The 19,368-nt window shown below is 73.4% G+C and carries 19 protein-coding genes; 4 read left to right on the forward strand and 15 right to left on the reverse strand.

Features of this window, described 5'->3' with window-relative positions:
* Positions 1–2: 2 nt before the first annotated feature.
* From AB3X52_RS01825 to AB3X52_RS01840, 4 genes are read right to left on the reverse strand one after another with little or no spacing between them, the layout of a single operon-like run.
* Positions 3–1,616, reverse strand: coding sequence for an alpha/beta hydrolase (locus AB3X52_RS01825; protein WP_367990990.1), 1,614 nt, complete (start codon positions 1,614–1,616; stop codon positions 3–5).
* Positions 1,613–2,779 (reverse strand): DNA polymerase III subunit delta', encoded by a 1,167-nt coding sequence (locus AB3X52_RS01830; protein ID WP_367990991.1) that lies wholly within the window; start codon positions 2,777–2,779, stop codon positions 1,613–1,615. The genes AB3X52_RS01825 and AB3X52_RS01830 overlap by 4 nt, the downstream gene beginning before the upstream one ends.
* Complete coding sequence (tmk, locus tag AB3X52_RS01835; protein ID WP_367990992.1) at positions 2,776–3,426, reverse strand: dTMP kinase; 651 nt, start codon at positions 3,424–3,426, stop codon at positions 2,776–2,778. Before tmk ends, AB3X52_RS01830 begins: the two co-directional genes overlap by 4 nt.
* Before the next feature lie 9 nt (positions 3,427–3,435).
* Positions 3,436–3,744 carry a putative quinol monooxygenase gene (locus tag AB3X52_RS01840; protein ID WP_367990993.1) on the reverse strand — a complete coding sequence of 103 codons (309 nt, stop codon included), beginning with the start codon at positions 3,742–3,744 and terminating at the stop codon, positions 3,436–3,438.
* A 62-nt stretch (positions 3,745–3,806) separates the two neighbouring features.
* On the opposite strand from AB3X52_RS01840, the gene AB3X52_RS01845 reads away from it, so the two are divergent.
* Complete coding sequence (locus tag AB3X52_RS01845; protein WP_367990994.1) at positions 3,807–4,253, forward strand: HIT family protein; 447 nt, start codon at positions 3,807–3,809, stop codon at positions 4,251–4,253.
* 281 nt (positions 4,254–4,534) lie between these two features.
* On the opposite strand, the gene topA is transcribed toward AB3X52_RS01845, so the two are convergent.
* The 4 genes from topA to AB3X52_RS01865 all read right to left on the reverse strand — a co-directional run bounded on the left by topA (position 4,535) and on the right by AB3X52_RS01865 (position 10,276).
* Positions 4,535–7,264 (reverse strand): type I DNA topoisomerase, encoded by a 2,730-nt coding sequence (topA, locus tag AB3X52_RS01850; RefSeq protein ID WP_367990995.1) that lies wholly within the window; start codon positions 7,262–7,264, stop codon positions 4,535–4,537.
* Between the two features lie 140 nt (positions 7,265–7,404).
* Positions 7,405–8,286: a DUF2510 domain-containing protein gene (locus AB3X52_RS01855; protein ID WP_367990996.1), complete on the reverse strand. Its 882-nt coding sequence runs from the start codon at positions 8,284–8,286 to the stop codon at positions 7,405–7,407.
* A gap of 134 nt (positions 8,287–8,420) precedes the next feature.
* Entirely contained in the window at positions 8,421–9,887 is a 1,467-nt protein-coding gene (locus AB3X52_RS01860; protein WP_367990997.1) for a DUF7059 domain-containing protein, read from the reverse strand.
* A 53-nt stretch (positions 9,888–9,940) separates the two neighbouring features.
* Positions 9,941–10,276, reverse strand: coding sequence for an anti-sigma factor antagonist (locus AB3X52_RS01865; RefSeq protein ID WP_367990998.1), 336 nt, complete (start codon positions 10,274–10,276; stop codon positions 9,941–9,943).
* Positions 10,277–10,451: 175 nt separating this feature from the next.
* Between AB3X52_RS01865 and AB3X52_RS01870 the strand changes: the two genes are divergently transcribed.
* Positions 10,452–12,788: a DEAD/DEAH box helicase gene (locus AB3X52_RS01870; protein ID WP_367990999.1), complete on the forward strand. Its 2,337-nt coding sequence runs from the start codon at positions 10,452–10,454 to the stop codon at positions 12,786–12,788.
* Positions 12,789–12,797: 9 nt separating this feature from the next.
* Entirely contained in the window at positions 12,798–13,106 is a 309-nt protein-coding gene (locus AB3X52_RS01875) for a hypothetical protein (RefSeq protein ID WP_367991000.1), read from the forward strand.
* Positions 13,107–13,158: 52 nt separating this feature from the next.
* Here AB3X52_RS01875 and AB3X52_RS01880 read toward each other — a convergent pair whose 3' ends face one another.
* The 7 genes from AB3X52_RS01880 to ssd form a co-directional block, all read right to left on the reverse strand.
* A complete protein-coding gene (locus tag AB3X52_RS01880) occupies positions 13,159–13,518 on the reverse strand; it encodes an Rv3654c family TadE-like protein (protein ID WP_367991001.1) in 360 nt (119 codons plus the stop codon).
* Positions 13,515–13,904, reverse strand: coding sequence for a TadE family type IV pilus minor pilin (locus AB3X52_RS01885; protein ID WP_367991002.1), 390 nt, complete (start codon positions 13,902–13,904; stop codon positions 13,515–13,517). The genes AB3X52_RS01880 and AB3X52_RS01885 overlap by 4 nt, the downstream gene beginning before the upstream one ends.
* Before the next feature lie 2 nt (positions 13,905–13,906).
* Positions 13,907–14,101, reverse strand: coding sequence for a DUF4244 domain-containing protein (locus tag AB3X52_RS01890; protein ID WP_367991003.1), 195 nt, complete (start codon positions 14,099–14,101; stop codon positions 13,907–13,909).
* 439 nt (positions 14,102–14,540) lie between these two features.
* Positions 14,541–15,269: a type II secretion system F family protein gene (locus tag AB3X52_RS01895; protein WP_367991004.1), complete on the reverse strand. Its 729-nt coding sequence runs from the start codon at positions 15,267–15,269 to the stop codon at positions 14,541–14,543.
* On the reverse strand, positions 15,266–16,021 hold the full coding sequence (locus AB3X52_RS01900; protein WP_367991005.1) for a type II secretion system F family protein: 756 nt from the start codon (positions 16,019–16,021) through the stop codon (positions 15,266–15,268). The genes AB3X52_RS01895 and AB3X52_RS01900 overlap by 4 nt, the downstream gene beginning before the upstream one ends.
* A complete protein-coding gene (locus AB3X52_RS01905) occupies positions 16,018–17,199 on the reverse strand; it encodes a TadA family conjugal transfer-associated ATPase (RefSeq protein ID WP_367991006.1) in 1,182 nt (393 codons plus the stop codon). Before AB3X52_RS01905 ends, AB3X52_RS01900 begins: the two co-directional genes overlap by 4 nt.
* Positions 17,200–17,316: 117 nt before the next feature.
* Positions 17,317–18,369, reverse strand: coding sequence for a septum site-determining protein Ssd (gene ssd / locus AB3X52_RS01910; protein WP_367991007.1), 1,053 nt, complete (start codon positions 18,367–18,369; stop codon positions 17,317–17,319).
* 131 nt (positions 18,370–18,500) lie between these two features.
* Between ssd and AB3X52_RS01915 the strand changes: the two genes are divergently transcribed.
* Positions 18,501–19,295 (forward strand): HAD family hydrolase, encoded by a 795-nt coding sequence (locus AB3X52_RS01915; RefSeq protein ID WP_367991008.1) that lies wholly within the window; start codon positions 18,501–18,503, stop codon positions 19,293–19,295.
* Positions 19,296–19,368: the final 73 nt, after the last annotated feature.

Below are 19,368 nucleotides of genomic sequence, written 5' to 3' on the forward strand. Positions count from 1 at the left end.
CCTCAGCAGCTGAGGCCGTCCCGCGGGACCTTGCCGTCGACGAGATAGCCCTCGACCGCGTCGTCGACGCAGGTGTTGCCGGAGTGGTAGCCGGTGTGGCCGTCGCCGTCCCGGCTCACCAGCACGCCGGAGTCGAGGTCGCGGGCGAGCGCCTTCGCCCAGGCGTACGGCGTGGCGGGGTCGCGCGTCGTCCCGACGACCACGATCGGCTGGGCGCCCGGGGCGCCCACCGGTGGCGTCTTCTGGGACGGCTCGTCGGCCCGCTCCTGCTGGCCGGTGCAGCCGACGAGCATCCAGGCGAGGGCCGCGCCGAACGTCGGCGACGCCTTCTCGAACTCGGGCAGCCTCGCCCGGATCTGCGCCGGGGTGAGCGCCGTCGGGTCGTCGAGACAGTTGATCGCGGCGTTGGCCTCCATCGTGTTGTCGGTGTAGCCGCTCGGGCCGCGGGAGGAGTAGGCGTCGGAGAGCAACATGAGCGCCGAGCCGTCGCCCTTCAGCGCGCCCTTGAGCGCCGAGTCGAGCAGCGACCAGTAGGACCGGTTGTAGAGCGGCGTGATGATGCCGAGCAGCGCGTTGCCCTGGGTGACCGTCCGGTCGCCCGCGGGCAGGGGATGGCGGTCCACGTCGGCGATGATGTCCTGCACCTTCGCCACCGCCGCGTCGACGGTCGCGCCGAGGAAGCAGTCCCCCTCGGCCACGCAGTGCTGGGCGTAGGAGCGCAGCGCGGTCTCGAACCCGGCCGCCTGCTGCAGGTTGAGCTCCACGGTCCCGACCTTCGGATCCATCGCACCGTCGAGCACGAACCGCCCGACCTTCGCCGGGAAGAGATCGGCGTAGGTCGTCCCGAGCTTGGTGCCGTAGGACGCCCCGAGGTAGTCGAGCGTGCTCTCGCCCAGCGCCGCCCGCAGGATGTCCATGTCGCGGGCGGTCTCGACCGTCGTCACGTGGGCCGCGAGCGCACCGGACCTCTCGGCGCAGCCGCGGGCGAGCCGCTTCGCCCACCCGACGTACGCCGTCACCTCGGCGCGGGTGTCCGGCGTCGGGTCGGCCGCGACGAACCGGTCGAGCTGGTGGTCGCTCAGGCAGTCGACCGGCGCGCTGTCGCCCGTGCCGCGCGGGTCGAAGCCCACGATGTCGAAGTGCTCGCGCAGAGCCTGGCCGAACGCGAGACCGCCGGACGCGGCATAGTCCGTCCCCGGCGCGCCGGGACCACCGGGGTTGACCACGAGGGAGCCGACCCGCTCGTCGGGCTCGTCGGCGGGGTCGCGCAGCAGGGCGATGTCGATCGAGCGCCCGCTCGGGCTGCCGTAGTCGAGCGGCACCTTCAGCGTCGCGCACTGGAAGGAGTCACGACACGACGTCCAGGTCAGCTTCTGGGCGTAGAACCGCGCGAGCGCCGGGTTTGGCGGGACGGTCGCGCCGGGGTCGGGGCTCGCCGACGGGGTGGTGGCCCCGCTGGCCGAGGCGGACGCCGACGGGCTGCTCGACGAGCCGGAGCCGGCGGTGTCGTGGCCCGAGTCGCCCTGGCGCAGCCCAAGGACCGTGCCGGTCACGCCCGCCGCGAGGACGAGCACGATGCAGAGCGCGATGAGCAGCGCCTTCTGGGCCGGCCTCACCGGTCACGTCCCGGCGCCTTGAGCGCGACCATCATCGACTCCAGCGCCAGCTGCGGCGGCACGTTGAACTCCATCAGCTGCTCGCGCGCCTCGAAGATCCAGCCGATGCGCTGCAGGTTGAGCTCCGGCGTGGACGTCGCGGCGACCTGCTCCACGTCGTGGCGGATCTCCTCGTTGACCAGCCGCCCGGGCGCCCCCGAGGCGAGCGCGATCGCGTCGCGGTAGACCGAGACCAGGTCGGTCAGCCCCCGGTCGATGACGTCGCGGTAGCGGCGGGTGGCACGGGTCTTCTGCTGCTTCTCCAGCTCACGCAGGGCGGGGGCATACTCCCGCGGCCGTCGCCCGCGCTCGACCACGCCGTACGCCGCGTCGAGGTCGGCCTTCTCCTTGGCGTCGAGCGCCGCGGTCTGCACGTCGGCCTCCTCCTTCGCGACCTTCGCCAGCTCCTCCGCGGCGCGCAGGCAGGCGGCCAGTGTGGTCAGCCGCGCGGGGTAGGAGACCACCGCGCTGCGGCGCTTGCGGGTGTCCTCGTCGGCGGCGAGCGCCTTGGCCCGCCCGATATGCCCCTGGCTCGCACGGGCGGCGTACGACGCCAGCGACCGGTCCACGCCGAGCGTCCGCTCCAGGAAGCCGGCGACGTCGTCCGTCGTGGGCGTCGAGAGCGTCACCAGCCGGCAGCGGCTGCGGATGGTCGGCAGGACGTCCTCGACCGTCGGGGCGCAGAGCATCCAGACCGTGCGGGAGCTGGGCTCTTCGACAGCCTTGAGGAGCGCGTTGTTGGCCTGCTCGGTGAGCCGGTCGGCGTCCTCGACGATGACGATCTGCCACCGGGCGCCGGACGGCGCGAGGGCCGCCTGGCGGACCAGGTCGCGGATCTCCTTGACGCCGAGGGTGAGCAGCTGGGTCCGGACGACGTTGACATCGGCGTGACTGCCGGTCAGGACGGTGTGGCACTCGTGGCAGACCCCGCAGCCGCCGCGTGGGCACTGCAGCGCCCCGGCGAAGGCGATCGCGGCATTGGAGCGGCCCGAGCCAGGCGGGCCGGTGAACAGCCAGGACTGGGTCATCCCGTGGCCGGCGGCCGCCGCACGCAGGGTGTCGATGACGTGGCGCTGTCCGACGAGGGTGTCCCAGACGGAACCGGTCTCGGTGGTGACCGTCATGCGCGCACCGCCTGGGCGAGCAGCGGCTCGAGCCGGGCGCGCACGGCGTCGTGGATCTCCTCGACCGGCAGACGCGCGTCGAGCACGAGATAGTGGTCGGGGTCGTGCTTCGCCATCGCGAGGAACGCCTCCCGCACCCGCTCGTGGAACTCGAGCGACTCCCCCTCGATGCGGTCCCGCTCCTCGAAGCGGGTGAAGCCGGCCGCCGGCTCCAGGTCGAGGACGACCGTGAGGTGAGGGCGCAGATCACCGGTCGCCCAGCGCGCGACCTCCTCGAGCTCGGCGGGGTCCAGGCTGCGGCCCGCGCCCTGGTAGGCGAGGGTGGAGTCGACGTAGCGGTCCGTCACCACCACCTCGCCCCGCTCCAGCGCGGGGCGCACCAGAGTCGCGACATGCTCCGCCTTGTCGGCGGCGTAGAGCAGCGCCTCGCAGCGGTCGTCGAGCACGCCGGTCTCGGGGCTGAGCACGATCCGGCGCAACTCCCGGCCGACCGCGGTGTCGCCGGGCTCGAACGTGAGCCGCACCGTGCAGCCCGCCGCCGTCAGCGCGTCGCGGAGCAGCCGCGACTGGGTCGACTTGCCGGACCCCTCGCCGCCCTCGAAGCAGACGAACACACCACGCTCGGCGTAGACACCTGGGAACCTCACGGAGACAACCTACGTCGTCGCTCGCAGGGGCGAGCCGACGACGTCGAAGCGGTGGCCGCCGACGACGCCGGAGAGCAGCGGCCGCGCCTCGGCGATCGCTGCCCGCACGGCGGGCAGCTGCAGCGACGCCTGGTGGGCGGCGGCGGAGGTCCAGAGCTCGACCACGAAGACGGTGTCGGGATCGTCGTCGCTCACCCCCACCTCGTAGAGCAGGCACCCGGCCGCGGCCAGCTCCTCGCTGGGTCGGGTGAGGTGGGCGACGAGCTCATCGCGCCGACCGGGCAGGACACCGAGGGTGGCGACGTTCGCGAAGGTCATGGCCGACACGCTAGATCGGCGCACCGACAACGGCCGGCCGTCGGGTGCGGCAGGATCCGCGCATGGACTGCTTCAACTGCCGCGGCAACGCCGACCTGGACGCCCTGCCGGCGCGGGAGGACATCACGCGTACGACGCACTGGCGGGTCGCCCACGCCTTCGACAGCTCGCTCCCGGGGTGGCTGGTCGTCGTACCCCTCACGCACGTGACCGCGCTCGACGAGCTACCCCCGGAGGCGCACGCGGAGCTGGGCACGCTGCTGGGCCGGATGTCGGCCGCGCTGCGCGAGGTCGTCGGGTGCGTGAAGACCTACGTCATGCAGTTCTCCGAGGCTGACGGCTTCGCCCACCTGCACGTCCACCTCGTCCCGCGCATGCCGGACCAGCCCGACGAGCTGAAGGGGCCCGCCGTGTTCGGCTACCTCGGCGCCGCCGAGGGCGAGCGGGTGTCCGAGGCCGAGCGCGACCGGCTCGCCCAGGCGCTGCGCGAGGCGCTCGCGGTCGGCTGAGGCGCGCCAAGCCGGCGCAAGAGTGTCACGGTGACAGTTCGCAAGCTGTCACGGTGACAGCCTGCGCCGTGGGTGACATTTCGGAAATGTCACCCACGCCCACAGGGGTCACGGTGACACTTTGGCGCCAGCGTAGCCTCCGCCGATCTGTCCGCCCGCGCCGACCGCCGCCGCCCGCGCCGCCCCCCGCTCGCGCCGACCGAGCGCAGTCGCCGACCCGCGCCGCCGACCCTGCCGGCCCACGCGGACGGCCGGCTGGGGCGACCCGGCCGGCGGCGTACTCAGGACTTCTTCGTCGCCCGCGACGCGGACTTCGTCGCCGTGGTCTTCTTCGCGGTCGTCTTCTTCGCGGTCGTCTTCTTCGTCGTCCGCTTCGCGGTCTTCTTGGCCGGTCCCTTGGCCCGCTTCTCGGCGAGCAGCTCGGCGGCCCGCTCGAGCGTCATGGACTCGACCGAGTCGTCCTTGCGGAGGGTGGCGTTGTATTCACCGTCGGTGACGTACTCCCCGAAGCGTCCCGACTTGATGACCACCGGGTTGCCGGACACCGGGTCGGCGCCGAGCTCCTTGAGGGGCGCCTGGGCCGCGGCGCGACCTCGGGTCTTCGGCTGGGCGTAGATCTTCTCGGCCTCCTCGAGGGTGACCGTGAAGAGCTGGTCCTCGGAGGTGAGCGAGCGGGAGTCGGTGCCCTTCTTGAGGTAGGGGCCGTAGCGGCCGTTCTGCGCGGTGATCTCCTGGCCGTCCTCGGCCGTCCCCACCACGCGCGGCAGCGTCAGCAGCCTGACCGCGTCGTCGAGCGTGATCGTGTCGAGCGACATCGACTTGAACAGCGACGCCGTCCGCGGCTTGGCGCCCTTCTTGCCCCGGCCCTTCGGCGCCGCCTCCTCCTCGGGGAGGACCTCGGTCACGTAGGGGCCGAAGCGGCCGTTCTTCGCCACGATCTCGAGCCCGGTGTCGGGATGCTTCCCGAGGTGGAGCTCCTCCCCGGCCGGGTTGGCGAAGAGCTCCTTCGCCTTCTCCAGGGTGAGCTCGTCGGGCGGCAGGTCGTCGGGGACGTTGGCCCGCTTGGCGTACGCCGTCCCGTCGTCACCCGGGCCCTCGATGTAGGGCCCGTAGCGCCCCACCCGCAAGTGCACGCCGCTGTCGGGGCCGCCGATGGGGAAGGTGGCGAGCTCGCGCGCGTCGATGTCGCCGAGCCCCTCGACGAGCTTCTTGAGCCCCTCGATCTTGTCGGAGCCGAAGTAGAACTCCTCCAGCTCGGTCTTGAGGTCGGCGCGCCCCGCGGCGATCTCGTCGAGGACGTCCTCCATCGTGGCCGTGAAGTCGTAGTCGACCAGTCGGGCGAAGTGCTCCTGGAGCAGGCGGATCACGCTGAACGCGATCCAGGCGGGCACGAGCGCGGTGCCCTTCTTGTAGACATAGCCGCGGTTCAGGATCGTCCCGATGATCGACGCGTACGTCGACGGGCGACCGATCTCGCGGTCCTCCAGCTCCTTGATCAGCGTCGCCTCGGTGTAGCGCGCCGGCGGCTTGGTCTCGTGGCCGTCCGCGGACAGGCTCGCGGCGGTGACGGTGTCGCCCTCGGCGAGCCGCGGCAGCCGGGCCTGGTCGTCGTCGCTGCGCTGCTCGGCCGAGTCGGTGCCCTCGACGTACGCCTTGAGGAAGCCATGGAAGGTGATCACGCGGCCGCTGGCGGCGAAGACGACGTCCTCGCCGGCCCGGCCGTCTGAATACCGTGCAGCACCGCCCATCCGGATCGAGACGGTCTGGCCGACGGCGTCCTTCATCTGGGAGGCGACGGTGCGCATCCAGATCAGCTCATAGAGCCGGAACTGGTCGCCGCTCAGCCCCGTCTGGGCCGGCGTGCGGAACTGGTCGCCCGCCGGGCGGATCGCCTCGTGCGCCTCCTGGGCGTTCTTGACCTTGCTGGTGTAGGTCCGGGGCGCGTCGGGGAGGTACTCGCCGCCGTACAGCTCCGCCACCTGGCTCCGGGCCGCGTTGACCGCCGAGCTGGAGAGGGTGGTCGAGTCCGTACGCATGTAGGTGATGAAGCCGTTCTCGTAGAGACGCTGCGCGACCGACATGGTCACGCTCGCACTCATCCCGAGCTTGCGGCTGGCCTCCTGCTGGAGGGTGGTGGTGCGGAACGGCGGATACGGCGAGCGGCGGTAGGGCTTCGACTCCACCGAGCGGACGTCGTACGTCGTGTCGGCGAGCGCGCCGACGAGCGACTCGGCCCGCTGGCGGTCCAGGTGGACGACGCCCTTGGCCTTGAGCCGGCCGTCCGGCCCGAAGTCGGAGCCGCGGGCGACCCGGGCGCCGTCGACGGAGTGGAGCCGCGCGGGGAACATCCGGGGGTCGTGATCGGTGCCGGCGTCGAGCGTGCCCTCGAGGTCCCAGTACGACGCCTGGCGGAACGCCATCCGCTCCCGCTCGCGGTCGACGACCAGACGCGTCGCCACCGACTGCACCCGGCCCGCGGAGAGGCCCGACATGACCTTCTTCCACAGCACCGGAGAGACCTCGTAGCCGTAGAGCCGGTCGAGGATGCGGCGCGCCTCCTGCGCCTCGACGAGCTCCATGTTGAGCTCACGCGGGTTCTCGGCGGCCGCCTGGATCGCCGGCTTGGTGATCTCGTGGAAGACCATCCGCTTGACCGGGATGCCCTTCTTGGGCTTCAGCTCGTCGAGGAGGTGCCACGCGATGGCCTCGCCCTCGCGGTCCTCATCGGTGGCGAGGTAGAGCTCGTCGGCGTCCTTGAGCAGCGTCTTCAGCTTGGCGATGTGGCTCTTCTTGTCCCGCGGGACGACGTAGTACGGCTCGAAGCCGTTGTCGACGTCGACGCCCAGACGGCCCCACGGCTTGTCCTTGATCTTCGCCGGGGTGTCGGCGGCGCTCTGGGGCAGGTCGCGGATGTGGCCGATGGAGGACTCGACGACATAGCCCTTACCGAGGTACCCGCCGATGGTGCGGGCCTTCGCCGGGGACTCGACGATCACCAACTTGTGTGCCACTGAGGTCCTTCGTCTCGCAGGATGGAGCCCGCGATGGACGGGCTCCGGCGAGACACGGTAGCGCGTGCCTTCCAGCGGTGGACCCGGTGTACCGCCTGAAGGGTGGGGACGGGCGGCCCTGTCGAGAGAGCGCGCCGGGTCTAGTCCACCTTCAGCTCCTTGACCACCGCATCGAGCGCGGCGAGGTCGGACTTCACCCCGATGGGGGCGTCCCCCATGAAGATCGAGTAGCCCTGCTTGCCGGTGTCGACCGCGACGACGTGGACCGTCCCGCCGGGATAGGGCGCGCCGTCGACGTACACGCTGCCGCGCGCCTCCCAGGCGTCGTGCCCGTCGACCGTGGTGGCCCGGGAGAACGCCGGCGTGAAGCGGGTGGCGCGGGGATACATGTCCTTGTCGCGGGCGATGCACGAGAGCATGCTCTCGGCCGTGCGCTGCAGTGACGAGTAGCCGCTCCAGGCGGGCAGCCGGCCCACGACGTAGAAACGGACCCACGTGCCCTTGAGGGCGATCGTCTCACCGTGAGTGTCGTCGGCCCACGGGAAGCCTTCGTCGTGGGCCTCGGCGCCGGGCTGGCGGGGGAAGGAGAGCCCGCCACCGTGGACGCGGCCGTCCTTGGGATGCTTCTGCTTCTCGAACGTGTCGCCGTCCGGGCAATCGTTGACGATCGGCAGGACGGTCGTCGAGCCACCCGTCGCGGGGGACGTCGGGGCGAGCGAGGTGACCGCCGGGGACGGATCGGCCGTGTCGTGCCGGCTGAGCGCCACGGCCGCACCCACGCCACCGCCGGCGACGAGCACGGCCGCGACGGCGAGCGCGGCGACGAGGCCCGTACGCCGCCCGCGCCGCTCGCCGACCGGAGCCCACGCCTGCGTGGGCGGCTGCTCCAGCTCGGGCCAGGCGGACGGCTCCTCCGGACGCTTGTCCGCGGGACGCGTCTGGCCGCTCCATCCCGTCCCGTCCCAGTAGCGCAGCAGATCAGGGTCTCCGGCGGGGTCGGGGTACCACCCGGGGCTCGACATGCCCGGCAGGCTACCCATCGGCGCGACGGCTAATCGCGCCCGACCGTCCTGGACGGTCGCTGGCCGGCGGCAGTCCCTCCCGCGGCCGTCACGCGCGGCTGAGAGCGTCGGCCTGCCGGGGGTCAGCCGGGGGGTCAGCCGGCCGGGAGGAGGAACCCCTCACGGACCAGCTCGCCCACCAACGGGAGGTAGGCCTCCCGGGTCTGCGCCGGGTCTCGGTCGAGCAGCTGGGCGACCGCGTCCAGGATCTGCCCGACGGTCAGCTCCCCGTCGCAGGCCCCCGCGAGCGCCGCCTCGACGGTGTCCGTGCGTCGTGCCCGCCGCAGGCCGCGCTGCTGGCGCAGCAGCACGGTCTCGGGGTCCTCGGCGCCCGGCACGCCGACCGTCTCCTGCCAGACGTCAGATGCGAGCACGAGCCGGGTGTCGGGTCCGATCTCGAGGTGTGCCGCCTCGCCCCACGACCGCAGAGCGGGAGCGATCGGCTGCTCGACGTCGTACGGCCACTCGAGGAACTCGCGGCGGGGGTCGGCGGCGCCGGTGCGATGCAGGTTGATCCAGCCGAAGCCGACGGCCTCGATGCGGTGGTGCTCGAACCACGACAGCCAGGTGTCGTAGCGCAGGAGGTAGTCGGGCGCTCCGTGGTGGCCGGAGTCCTTGAGCCAGAGCTCGACGTAGGCCGCCGGGTCGAGGACCTCGCGCTGGACGACGAACGCATCGGTGCCGAGGCCATCGTCGGCGAGCCAGCTCTCGAGCCGGTCGTCCCAGGGCTGGTCGGCGCTGATGATCCAGTTGGCGAGGATCTGGCACCACCCACCCTCGGTGAGGAGGGCCGGCGCGGCGCGCACGATGTCCTCGACGACCCGGTCGCCCGGGAGGCCGGAGTCGCGGTAGACGAGCCGCTCGCCGGTCGCCGGGGAGATGACGAACGGCGGGTTGGTGGCGATGAGGTCGAAGCGCTCGTCGCGGACCGGCTCGAAGAACGAACCCTCGCGGACGTCGACCTTGTCGTCAACGCCGTTGAGGGCGGCGTTGAAGCGGGTGATCCACAGCGCCCGCGGGTTCACGTCCGTGGCGACGACGCGATCGGTGTGGGTCGCGAGGTGGAGCGCCTGGACGCCACAGCCCGTGCCGAGGTCGAGCGCCGCACCGACCCGGTCCCGGATGGTGAGCTGCGCGAGGCTCGTCGAGGCGGGGCTGATGCCGAGGACATGGTCGGGCCCGACCCGCTGCGGGGCCCCGTCGAGCCCCGGGGTGAGATCCGAGACGACCCACAGGTGCGTGTCGTCAGCGGCGTAGGGGCGTACGTCGAGCCGTGCGGCCACCTCGCCGACGGAGTGCTCGAGGAGGCCCTCCACGGAGAGCCGCTCGACCAGGCCCGGGAGGGCCGCCTCCGCCTGCTCGAGCGGCACGGTGGTCTGCAGGAGGAAGAGCCGGACCAGCGTCTCGAGGGGCGACCCGCCACGTGTGCGGAGGCGCCCGGGCAGCGTCTCGTTGCGCGCCAGAGCGGCGTGCGCGAGCGGGCCCAGCAGCTCGGCGACGGCGTCGTAGGTGAAGTCGGCGCGCTCAAGCGCCTCGCGGAGACGGTGCGGCAGGTCGGTCACGGAGGCGAGCCTAGTGTCACCTGGCGCCGCGCCGGGCGGCCGCCGCGGGCCCGTCAGGCGGTGAGAGCGGCCTCGGCCGAGTCGTGGATGTCGAAGACCTTGGCCAGCCCGGTGATCCGGAAGATCTTGAGCAGCCGGTCCTGGGTGCAGACCAGGCGCAGGCAGCCGTCGTGGGCGCGCACCTTCTTCAGTCCGCCGACGAGGACGCCGAGCCCGGTCGAGTCGAGGAACTCGACCCCCTGCAGGTCGATGACCAGCTGGTAGGCACCGTCGCCGACGAGCTCGGTGATCTTGTCGCGCAGCTTCGGCGCTGTGTACACGTCGATCTCGCCGCCGACGGCAACGACCGTGGCGCCGTCGACCTCGCGTGTCGCAAGCGTCAGATCCACGTGAGCACTCCTAGCAGGATCGGATCCCCCACTCCCGTACTGCCGCACCCCATGGGCAAATACTCGGAGACGAGGGTAATGAAACCACGGCTGACGGCCGTCCGCGCAAGGAACTCGTCAAAGAGCGGGAGGGATGGACACCGTCGGTGTCGGTGTGCTTTGTCAGAATCGAGGAATGACGACGACGGCTCCCACACCTCGACCCCGGGGCCGGGACCTCACCGCGCTCGTCGACCAGCTCGCCGGCGTGCCGGGCCGCGACGACCGCCTCACCCATGTCGAGACGCTCCCCCCGCGCACGGCTGAGACGGTCGATTGGCCGGTCTGGGCGGCCGACGACGTCGTCGCCGCGTTCGGTTCCCAGGGCATCGAGCGGCCCTGGCGTCACCAGGCCGTCGCCGCGGAGGCGGCCCATGACGGCACCCACGTCGTCCTCGCGACCGGCACGGCGTCGGGGAAGTCGCTCGCCTACCAGCTGGCGGCGCTCACCACGATCCGGTCGTCGCGGGGCCATCGGGGCGAGCGCGGCGCCACCGCGCTCTACCTCGCACCGACGAAGGCCCTCGCTCAGGACCAGCTGGCCCGGCTGCGCGACCTGCGGCTCGACGTACGCGTGACGACGCACGACGGGGACAGCACCCGCGAGCAGCGCGACTGGGCGCGGGACCACGCCGAGTACGTCCTCACCAACCCCGACATGCTCCACCGGTCCCTGCTGCCGGGTCATGCCCGCTGGGCGCGCTTCCTCGGCTCGCTGCGCTATGTCGTGGTCGACGAGTGCCACCACTACCGCGGTGTCTTCGGCGCCCACGTGTCGCACGTCCTGCGGCGGTTGCGGCGGATCTGCGCGTCGTACGGCGCAACGCCGACCTTCGTGCTCGCGTCCGCGACCGTCGCCGACCCGGAGCAGGCGGGTGAGCGCCTGACCGGGCTTCGGGTCCTGCCGGTCACCGCCGACACCTCTCCGCGAGGGCGCGTCTCGATCGGCCTCTGGGAGCCTCCGCTGACGTCGTACGCCGGCGAGAACGGCGCCCCGGTGCGACGGGCGGCCTCCTCGGAGACCGCCGACCTCCTCGCCGACCTCGTCGCCTCCGACGTCCGCACCCTCGCCTTCGTGCGCTCGAGGAACGGCGCCGAGCAGGTCGCGATGACGGCGGCAGGCCTCCTTGCCGAGGTCGATCCGTCGCTGCCGGGTCGCGTCGCGGCCTACCGCGGCGGCTATCTGCCCGAGGAGCGGCGCGCGATCGAGCAGCGGCTGCGCTCGGGCGAGCTCCTCGGGCTCGCCGCCACGAACGCCCTCGAGCTCGGGATCGACGTCAGCGGCCTCGACGCGGTCCTGCTGGCCGGCTATCCGGGCCGGCGCGCCGCGTTCTGGCAGCAGGTCGGGCGCGCCGGGCGCGGCGCCGGCGACGCGCTCGCGATCCTGGTGGCGCGCGACGACCCGCTCGATACCTACCTCGTCACGCATCCGGACGCTCTCCTCGGCCAGCCGGTCGAGGCCACCGTGTTCGACCCGGCCAATCCCTACGTCCTCGGACCACACCTGTGCGCGGCGGCCCAGGAGATCCCGCTCACGGATGCGGACGTCGACTTGTTCGGGCCGACGACGCCAACGGTCCTGGAGTCCCTGGGGGCGTCCGGTCTCCTCCGGAAGCGGCCGCGCGGGTGGTATTGGACCGACCGGCGGCGCGCCGCCGATCTCACCGACATCCGCTCCGCGGGCGGCTCGCCAGTCCAGCTGGTGGAAGCCGCGACCGGGCGTGTCGTCGGCACCGTCGACGCGGGCAGCGCGCACAGCACCGCACACGCCGGCGCCGTCTACGTCCATCGCGGCGAGACCTACGTCGTCCACGAACTCGACCTCGAGGAGCACGTCGCCGTCATCGGCCGCGCCGATCCCGGCTTCACGACCACGGCCCGGGAGATCACGGACATCTCGATCGTCGAGGAGCGCGAGCACGAGCGGTGGGGCGACTGCCGCCTCTCGTACGGCGACGTCGACGTCACCCACCAGGTCGTCTCGTTCCTGCGCCGTCGGCAGCCGGGCGGCGAAGTGCTCGGGGAGGAGCCGCTCGACCTGCCCGAGCGGACGCTGCGCACCTCCGCCGTGTGGTGGACCGTCCCTCCGCACGCGCTCGCGGACGCGGGCCTCGCCGCGCTCGACCTGCCGGGGGCGGCCCACGCGGCCGAGCACTGCTCGATCGGCCTGCTCCCGCTCGTGGCGACCTGCGACCGGTGGGACATCGGCGGCGTGAGCACGGCGGTGCATCCCGACACCGGGGTGCTCACCGTGTTCGTCTACGACGGTCATCCCGGCGGCGCAGGCTTCGCCGAGCGCGGCTACCGAGCGGCCCGCGCCTGGCTCGGCGCGACCCGCGAGACGATCCTCGCCTGCGAGTGCGAGAGCGGCTGCCCGTCGTGCATCCAGTCCCCGAAGTGCGGCAACCAGAACAACCCGCTCGACAAGCACGGCGCCGCCGTGTTGCTCGGCGTCCTGCTCGGGACGGCTTAGGCTCGGGGCATGCTCGTCCTCGGCCTCGTTCTGATGGCGTTCGCCGTCGTGGCGTTCTGCGCCGGCGTCTTCGCCGCCGGCGACCACGGCGACGCGAGCCTGCTCGGGATCCACGTCGGCGCGACGGCCGTGTTCCTGGTCGGCTTCTGCGCCGGGCTCGCCCTCCTCTTCGGCTTCTCGCTGACGAAGTGGGGCGGGAAGCGTCAGTTCCGTCAGGCTCGCGAGCGCCGCCGGCTCCAGGGCCTCGCGCAGCAGCTGGACCGCGCTGAGGCCGAGCGGACCGACACACACGACGAGCACGACGAGCGGGAGCGCTGACCGCCGACATCGGGCAGGCCGCCGCTCCGACCGGCCCCGCGCCGCGCGGGTCTCACCCGGCCGGTCCGGCCCGCGCTCGTGCGTCGAGGTCGGCCGTCTGGCCGAGCCACCGCGGGCCGGTCACCGTGACGACGACCACCACCTCCTCTCCCTGCACGGAGCAGCTGGCCAGCAGCGCTTTGTTGACCTCGGCGACGTGGGCGGCCGCGGCGCACGCATCACCACGCTCCTGCAGCGTCGAGGCCGCACCGAGCGCGGCCAGGTCGGCTGCCGCCTGAGCCGCGCGATGAGCACCGACGAGCGCCGCGACGACGCCGAGGGCCGCACCGACGAACAGCACCACGCCGAGGGCCGCGACGGCGAAGAGGGTCGCCGATCCACGCTCCGCGCGTCGGCGACCGCTGGCGATCACGGCTGCTCCTCGGTGAGCGCGACGGCCCGGGCCTCGAGGTCGACACCCGGCAGCCAGCGGAAGAGCCCGCCGGGGCCGCGCACCCTCGCGGTCGCCGTGGCGACGACGGTGTCGCCGTCGACCGCCACGGTCACGCGGGTGCCGGCGGGGCCGACCGCCTCCCCATGGCCGACGGCGACACCGGTGTCGTCACCGCGCGCCGCCGCACGGGCCGCCTCCCGCGCCGCGTCGACGGTCCGGATCTGGGCGGCGCCGAGGGAGAGCAGCCAGACCAGGCCGACCGTCACCGCGAGCAGCAGCGGAAGCACCATGGCAAGCTCCGCCGTCGCGGCCCCACGCTCACGACGGACCCACCGGGACCGGCCCGGGCGGCGACGCGCGCCCACGGTCAGATCCCCAGCAGGCTCAGGACGTGGTTGAAGAGCGTGTGCAGCAGGTTGTTGCCGAAGCCACCGGTGAGGAGCTTGTAGAGCAACCCCGCCAGGCCGGCCCCGGCGGCCGTGCCCACGGCGTACTCCGCGGTGGTGATCCCCCGCTCGCTGCGGCAGAGGCGTCGACGGGTCGAGATGAGGGTGTGGGACATGCGATCTCCTTCTCCAGGGGCCGCGCGCTGCGGCCGCTCGAGAACGACCATCCCTGCTCCGACGGGCACTCCGCTCACCACTCGTTCCGCGCTGGGGACGACGCCCGCACGAACGGCGACTGTGGACGGAAACGGGCCTGGTCGGCGGAGGTGGAGCGGGCTCGGTGGACACGAGGTGGCTGGACACGAGGTGGGTGCACGCGAGGTGGGTGGACGCGAGGTGGCGTCACGACGGGCACGCCACGGCAGGTCGCGATGCGGTGACGACGCACCCATCGGCGAGGCAGTCCGTGGACCACGCACAACGGGCCGGAACGCGACACACACCTCGCGCCACGGGCGGACGGGCGCGGGAGCCCCCGTCACGTCTCACCGTCCCCCCTCTCGCCACGCGCCGTCACGAGGGCCGCAGCGTGCCTCGCACGGGCGCAGGCGCCGCTCAGAGCCGCAGCTGCGAGAGGAGGCCGCCGACGATCGGGACGACGCCGATGAGCAGGAACGCCGGCAGAAGACAGAGCCCCAGCGGCACCGCCGCCTTGACCCCGACCGCCCGCGCACGGTCCTCGACCTCGCCGCGGGCCGCGCGCGCCAGCTCGTCGGCCAGACGCGCCACCGACGACGCGACCGGCGTGCCGGTGGCATGAGCGCGGGCGAGCGCTCTGCCGAGTGGCGCGAGGGCCGGCTCCTCGGCCAGCCCGCGCCACGCCGCGGCCGGATCGGCGCCCAGACCCAGCCGCGCCGCAACCGGCGCGATCCGGTCGGCGGCCGGCCCGGGGAGCGCCTCGGCCACGAGGGTGAGCGCCTCCCCCGGAGCCGTCCCGGACGCCAGCGCGGCGCTGAGCAGCCGCACGAGATGCGGCAGCTCACGGCGCGCCTGCTCCCGGTCACGGCGGACGGACGCCGGCTCGGCCCGGCCGATGGCGATCCAGCACCCGAGCGCCGCCGCCGGCGCGGCCATCATGCCGATCGGGCCCCCGAGGAAGGTAAGAGCGCCACCGGCCGCGAGCAGGCACCACAGCGGCCGCCAGCGCAGCATCCAACCGGCACCCGCCCGGTGGTCCTTCGTGTCCGCTGCCGCCCCGGGACCGGGCAGCGACCGGGTCTGCTGAGGCATCAGCAGCGCCACCGCCAGCCCGACCGCCAACGCCGCGGGCCAGACCTCGCTCACGACCGCTCCACCCCGCGCGCGATCGCCTCGATCCACCACAGTCCCACCCAGCCGAGGAGGAGCCCGAGGGACAGGCACGCCAACCCGACGGGCGTACGCAGCAGGAAGGCCCACGGACTGCCACCGACGCCCGTGCCCATCGCCAGCGCGGCGACCGGAAGCGCGGCGACCAGCCGGGCGGTCGACCGGGCCGACGCCAGCTCACCGTCGACCACTCGTCGAGTGGCGGCCTCGGCCCGCAGATCGACGGCGACGCGGTCGATCGCCTCGGCGAGCCCCTGGCCCGTGCGGTGCGCGACCTGCCAGGCGGCGGCCACCAGCCGGAGCGAGGACGCGCCCGGCGCCCGGGCCGCGCGGCGCCATGCCGCCGGGACGTCAGCACCCATCCGGAACGCGTCAGCGACCGGGCGCACGACCTCCCACTCCTCGGCCAGCCTGACCAGCGCGGGCCCCGGCGGCCGACCGGCCGCGAGCTCGGCCGCCAGCTGCTCGCACGTCTCGACCACGCGCGACGAGCCCGCGACCGCCGCGAGTCGCTCCCGACGACGCCGCCACAGCAGCAGGCCGCCGTACGCCGCGAGACCACCGACCACGGCGACGACCAGCGCCGCCCCCGAGAGGACGAACGGTACGAGCAGTGCGGCGGGCGCGCCCACCCACCTCAGGCGTACGACGCCGGCGGACCGACCCTGGACGGGCGGGAGCACCAGGCAGAGACCGAGCCCGGCGAGCACCGCCGCGAGCAGACTCATGACGACCGCTCGAGCAGCGACTCGAGCTCGGCGACGGCCTCACCGTGGACCACCCGCCCATCACGACCGACGCGCACGGCCGGGACGATGCTGACCAGGCCGGACGCCTCCCGGCGGGGAACGCCGATCTCGGCGAGGCGGCGCCGGCCGTCACGGCGAGCCAGGTGGAGGACGAGGTCGACGCCGGAGGCGAGCTGGCTGTGGGCCGCCTCGCGCCCGAGCCCCGCGGCGAGCGCCAGCGCCTCGATGCGGGCGGGGACGTCGACGGCGGAGTTGGCGTGAAGGGTCCCACACCCGCCTTCGTGGCCGGTGTTGAGCGCGGCGAGCAGGTCGACGACCTCCGCGCCACGCACCTCGCCCACGACCAGGCGGTCCGGCCGCATCCGGAGCGCCTGGCGGACGAGCGTGCGGACCTCGACGGCCCCGGCGCCCTCGATGTTGGCGGGGCGGCCCTCCAGACCGACGACGTGCGGATGATCGGGTCGCAGCTCGGAGGCGTCCTCGACGAGCACCAGCCGCTCGCCCGGAGGCACGATCGAGAGGAGTGACGCGAGCAGCGTGGTCTTCCCGGAGCCCGTCCCACCGCTGATCAGGAAGGCGAGACGAGCGCTGATGACGGCGCGCAGCAGCGCGGCGAGGCCGTCCGCGACCATCCCGGAGGTGACCAGGTCGTCGAGCGTGAAGACGCGTGCCGACGGCACCCGGAGCGAGATGACCGTGCCGGGGCGGGACAGCGGCGCCAGGACGGCGTGGAAGCGGGTGCCGTCCGGGAGCCGGAGGTCCACGTAGGGCGAGGCGTCGTCGAGACGCCGGCCCGCCGCCGCGGCGAGCCGCTGCGCGAGCCGTCGGACGGCGGCCTCGTCCGGGAACGTGACCGGCATGGCCTCCAGACCGTCTCCGCGGTCGACGAAGACCTGCTCGGCACCGTTGACGAGCACATCGGTGACCCCGGGCAGCCGGAGCAGCGGGTCGAGCGGACCGGCGCCGACGACGTCGCGCCGCAGCGTCTCGTAGACCGCCAGCACGGTCGACTGCCCCACCGGCCGACCGGCGGCGCGCAGCGCCTCCGAGACCCGATGCGGAGTGAGGTCACCCGGCTCCCGGGCCAGCCGGTCGCGCACGGCGTCGACGACCTGCGGCGAGATCTCCAGCGCCGGGCCCACCACGGCGGCGTTCATGCGAGGGCCCCCACGGTCGCTCGCCGGCGCTCGCTCACGCCGTCGCCCCCGTCAAGAGAAGTGGAGAATACGGGCGCGACGGCCCGAGAATCCGAATGATCGCTCGCTGACGCTCGCTCATGCCGCCACCGCCCGGATCCGGCAGCGCGAGAGCACCTCCGCGACCGCGCGACCCAGCGGCCCGCGCCCGGTGCGGCCCGGGCCGAGCCCGAGGTCGACGGCCTCGTTGAGCCCGCGCTGATCCGGCATGGCGGCCAGGACGGGGACGCCCAGCGCTCGGGCGACGACCTCCGGGTCGGCGCCACGGCCACGGACCACCAGCCGGAGACGCTCCCGCTCGGGCAGTCGCGTGACCATGCGACCCGCCGCAGCGATGCCCGTCACCGACGCGCTCACCACGAGGAGCACGAGGTCACAACGCGTCACGAGCTCCGCCGTGACCTCGTCGAGTGCGCGCGGGAGGTCGAGCACCACCATCTCGTGGCCGCGCCGGGCCGCGGCGAGGACCTCCCGCACCACGTCGGGGTCGGGCACGCGCGTGTCGCTGCTGTCCCAGCCGAGCAGTCCCAGCCGCCCGGCGCGCGGCAGCGCCTCGCGCAGCGCCTTGGCGCCCAGGCGCCCGCTGGTCTGCGCGAGCTCGGGCCAGCGGACGCCGGCGACGTCGTCGAGGCCCAGCACCCGGTCGACCCCGGGACCGAGCGGGTCGAGGTCGAGCAGCGCCGTCGGGCCCGACGCGGCCGCGGCGCGGCCCAGCGCCGCGGCGAAGGTCGTGGCACCAGCACCGCCGGAGCCGCCGAGCACGCCCACCACCACACCGTCGGGCCCGCTGTCGCCGAGGTCGGTGAGCAGGTCGGCGACGACGCCGGCCGCGGCGGGCAGCTCGACGATGCTCTCGGCGCCCACCTGCAGCGCCGGGCGATAGAGCCCCTCGGGCGGAGACCCCCAGCTGACGACGTACACCCCCGGCCTTCGCGGCGGCCCCAGCAGCGCGAGCTGGGGCACCGCGTCGGCGCCGACGAGGACGAGCGACGCCCGAGGCCAGGCGGGCAGGGCCGCGGCCACCTCCGGCGCGGACTCGGTCGCCGCCCCCGCGGCCGCAGCCAACCGGCCCAGCTCCTCGAGGAGCAGCGGATCGGCGGTGATGAGCAGAGCGGAGTTCTCGCGGGTCATGGCCCGAGCCTCCCCGTCTCCGGCGACGACTTCACATCGCGTCACCACCCGCTGTGGACGGGGAGCGCACGAACCCTCTCTGTGGACGGAAAGTGGCCCGGATCGCCGGCTCCCCCTCCTACCATGGGGCCATGGCCCGGACCGCGGCGTTCTTCGACCTCGACAAGACGATCATCGCGAAGTCGAGCACGCTGGCCTTCTCCAAGCCGTTCCAGGCGGGCGGACTGATCTCGCGGAAGGCGCTCCTGCGCTCGGCGTACAGCCAGTTCGTCTACGTGGTCGGCGGCGCCGACCACGACCAGATGGAGAAGATGCGGAAGTTCATGTCCGAGCTCGTCACGGGCTGGGACGTGAGCACCGTCCGCGAGATCGTCGCCGACACGCTCCACAACGTCGTCGACCCGCTGGTGTACGACGAGGCCGTGCAGCTCATCGAGGAGCACCGTGCCGCCGGCCGGGACATCGTCATCGTCTCCGCCTCCGGCACCGAGGTCGTCGAGCCGATCGGCGAGATGCTGGGTGCCGACCACGTGGTGGCGACCCGGATGGAGATCGCCGAGGGGAGGTACACCGGCAGCATCGCCCTCTACGCCTACGCCGAGGAGAAGGCCCGTGCGGTCCGCGACCTGGCGGAGGAGCACGGCTACGACCTCGCCGAGTGCTTCGCCTACTCCGACTCCATCACCGACATCCACATGCTCGAGGAGGTCGGGCACCCCTTCGCGGTCAACCCCGACAAGGACCTCCGCCGGGTCGCCAAGGAACGCGAGTGGCCCGTCCTGATCTTCACCAAGCCGGTCGCGCTGCGCAGCCGCGTCCCGCTGCCGCCGCCGGGCCCCACGCTCGCCGCGCTCGCGGTGGGCGGTGCGGTCGCGCTCGGCGGGGTCCTGTGGGCCGGAGCGCGGCGCCGCAAGATCGGCGCCTGACCTCACTCGCCCGACACGCCCGCGGGCCGCGCGACACGCCGATGCCCCTTGAAGGGCGGCGCAAAGCGGCGTA

The sequence above is a fragment of the Nocardioides eburneus genome (assembly GCF_040838215.1).
GTDB classification, from domain to species: Bacteria; Actinomycetota; Actinomycetes; order Propionibacteriales; family Nocardioidaceae; genus Nocardioides; species Nocardioides eburneus.

What these genes read in the sequence shown, in the direction of transcription:
- AB3X52_RS01900 (WP_367991005.1), bottom strand. Translation starts at nt 16,021, where the DNA reads ATGAGTCTGCTCGCGGCGGTGCTCGCCGGGCTCGGTCTCTGCCTGGTG.
- AB3X52_RS01840 (WP_367990993.1), bottom strand. Translation starts at nt 3,744, where the DNA reads ATGACCTTCGCGAACGTCGCCACCCTCGGTGTCCTGCCCGGTCGGCGC.
- AB3X52_RS01870 (WP_367990999.1), top strand. Translation starts at nt 10,452, where the DNA reads ATGACGACGACGGCTCCCACACCTCGACCCCGGGGCCGGGACCTCACC.
- ssd (WP_367991007.1), bottom strand. Translation starts at nt 18,369, where the DNA reads ATGACCCGCGAGAACTCCGCTCTGCTCATCACCGCCGATCCGCTGCTC.
- AB3X52_RS01905 (WP_367991006.1), bottom strand. Translation starts at nt 17,199, where the DNA reads ATGAACGCCGCCGTGGTGGGCCCGGCGCTGGAGATCTCGCCGCAGGTC.
- AB3X52_RS01875 (WP_367991000.1), top strand. Translation starts at nt 12,798, where the DNA reads ATGCTCGTCCTCGGCCTCGTTCTGATGGCGTTCGCCGTCGTGGCGTTC.
- AB3X52_RS01855 (WP_367990996.1), bottom strand. Translation starts at nt 8,286, where the DNA reads ATGTCGAGCCCCGGGTGGTACCCCGACCCCGCCGGAGACCCTGATCTG.
- AB3X52_RS01915 (WP_367991008.1), top strand. Translation starts at nt 18,501, where the DNA reads ATGGCCCGGACCGCGGCGTTCTTCGACCTCGACAAGACGATCATCGCG.
- AB3X52_RS01830 (WP_367990991.1), bottom strand. Translation starts at nt 2,779, where the DNA reads ATGACGGTCACCACCGAGACCGGTTCCGTCTGGGACACCCTCGTCGGA.
- AB3X52_RS01845 (WP_367990994.1), top strand. Translation starts at nt 3,807, where the DNA reads ATGGACTGCTTCAACTGCCGCGGCAACGCCGACCTGGACGCCCTGCCG.
- AB3X52_RS01890 (WP_367991003.1), bottom strand. Translation starts at nt 14,101, where the DNA reads ATGTCCCACACCCTCATCTCGACCCGTCGACGCCTCTGCCGCAGCGAG.